The 2,390-nt window shown below is 66.9% G+C and carries 2 protein-coding genes; both read left to right on the top strand.

What is annotated here, in order from left to right:
• The coding region (locus AC1D12_RS31050) for a phage tail protein (protein ID WP_477845053.1) at nucleotides 1–1,422 on the top strand (1,422 nt) is incomplete at its 5' end.
• Between the two features lie 59 nt (nucleotides 1,423–1,481).
• Nucleotides 1,482–2,339, top strand: a complete 858-nt coding sequence (locus AC1D12_RS31045) for a hypothetical protein (RefSeq protein ID WP_477845052.1) — start codon at nucleotides 1,482–1,484, stop codon at nucleotides 2,337–2,339.
• Nucleotides 2,340–2,390: the final 51 nt, after the last annotated feature.

Raw genomic sequence — 2,390 nt, 5'->3', positions numbered from 1 at the left:
GGTCAGGGCGCGACCTGGTCAACCGCCCAGGTGATCGAGCAGCTCGGCGGCACCTCGCACCTGTGGGCGGTTCAGGCGAGCGGCGCCTTCACCGCCTGGGTCGCCGCGGTCGATGCGCTCGGCAATCGCAGCACGCCCACGGCCGTGGCCGGCACGGTGACGGCGCCGGCGATCTCCGCGCTGAACGCGACCATCACCGGCACTGACCTGCAACTCGACTACACCGGCGTGCCGGGCGCCTTTGCGATCAGCGGCTACGAGCTGCGCTTCGGCGACAGCTTCGCCACAGCCACCGTCGTCGGCGTGTTCCAGATCACGCGGCACCTTCGCCGTATCGACTGGGGCGGCGCCAGGCGCTGGTGGGTTGCGGCGATCGACGTGAAAGGCAACCGCGGAGCGGCTTCGTCCGTTGACACCGTGATCACCGCGCCAGGCGCGATCGTCGCGTCGCGCGCCGAGGTCGTCGACAACAACGCGTTGCTGTACTGGAGCGCCCCGACGACGGGGAGTCTCCCGATCGACCGTTACGAGGTCCGCAAGGGCGCGAGCTGGGCAGTCGGTGCCATCGTTGGGTCGAATGGCAACAGCACCTTCACGGCGATCTTCGAGCAGCAGGCCGGCGTCTTCACGTACTGGGTCGCGGCTTTCGACAGCGCCGGCAGCACCGGCACGCCTGTCGGCATCGCGGCCACCATCAACCAACCGCCCGACTACGTGCTGCGCACGCAGATCCGCTCGACGTTCAGCGGCACCGCGACGAATCTGTTCCTGGAAGACGGCGCATTGCTCGGGCCGGTTGCACCGGAGACCTGGGCGCAGCACTTCGAATCGCACGGCTGGACCACGCCGCAGCAGCAGGTCGACGCGGGCTTCCCGCTGTACGCACAGCCGAGCGTGGCCGCCGCCACCTACGACGAGACCTTCGACTACGGCACGGCGCTGCCGCCGACGATCGTCACCGTGACACTGGGCACGACGGTGGTCGCCGGCCAGGTCACGTCCAGCTGCCAGATCCACACGAAGTTGAACAGTGCAGACGCCTGGACAGCCGCAGCGGCGGGCGCGACCAGCGTGCTGGCGGCGAGCTTCCGGTACGTCCGGGTGGTGTGGAGCTTCAGCTGCAGCGCGGGCGCGAACCTGATCCGCATCACCAGCTTCGACGTGAAGCTGTCGAACAAGCTGAAGACCGACTCAGGGCGCTTCGTGATCATGAATGCGGCGGCCGGCGTCGCAGTGCCGTTCGCGGTGCCCTTCATCGATGCCGACACGCCGCTGTGCCAGGCCAACGGGACGACGGCACTGCTGCCCATCGTCGACTTCCTGGACGTGCCGAACCCGACCGGCTTCACCGTCTACCTGCTGAATCCGCAGACCGGCCAGAAGGTCACCGGCACGGGCAGCTGGACCGCACGCGGGTATTGAGCCTCATCAGTGAGCCTCCTCCATCAAGACAAACAACACGACAACATCAACGAGCCACCATGCCGATCGACTTCAGCAAGCCCGTCACCACCGACCGCTACGACACCGGCGTTCTGCCGCAGATCAAGGCCTCCTTCAGCGCTCTGGCGCAGTGGATGGACCCGGCCTACGTGGGCGCCGTCACAAGCCCGCCGGCGGGCGCGAAGCGCTTCACCGGCGGACTGATCCAGGAATTCAACGGCAGCAGCTGGGTGGAGAAGGCGACCGGGTACGTGAAGAACACACCGGCCATCAACTACGGCACGCTGTCGCTTACTGGTGCGAACCAGGGGTGGGCCGGGATCCAGGCCGGCGATAGCCCGAAGCTGTACACGCTGATGTTCGCCATCGCAGATGGCGCCGGCGGCTTGTACTCCGTGACCGAGGGTCAATGGAAATGGCACTTCGATGCGAACGGCCAGCTGGCCGTGGGCACTGTGCCGTGGGGGCGGGTAAGCGGGGCGCCCGGGATCACTGGACTGGTCGCAGACACGAACGCGACCGGGAACACGGTCGTGCAGCGAAACAATGCCGGCCATGTGATCGCGAACTACCTCGGCCAAGTTTCCGGCAACGACGAGAACCCGGGCATCAGCCAGGTGATGGTCACGAACGGCAGTGATGGCTATCTGCGCAAGGCGGGGCTTGGTCACCTGGGCAACAGCATCGTGGTGCCGTGGACCAACATCTCTGGGCGCCCGGGCTCGATGTCGCAGTTCTTCAACGACGTGGGCTTCGTGTCATGGAACAGCGCTCCGGTCTTCGCCGGCTTGGTCTACGGGCGCGGTGGCGGCGACGGGCTCGGGCGCATCACGATGACGAATGTGGCCGGCCAGCCGTCGGGCGGCGCGCCGGGCGTTATCGTGTTCGTGTACTGACGGGAGACTAGCACATGGCAGAGATGTGGCGATTTGACGCAGGGGGCGTGG

It is taken from the genome of Rhizobacter sp. P1_G5 (genome assembly GCF_056405435.1).
This window is presented reverse-complemented; position numbering and strand designations above follow the sequence as displayed.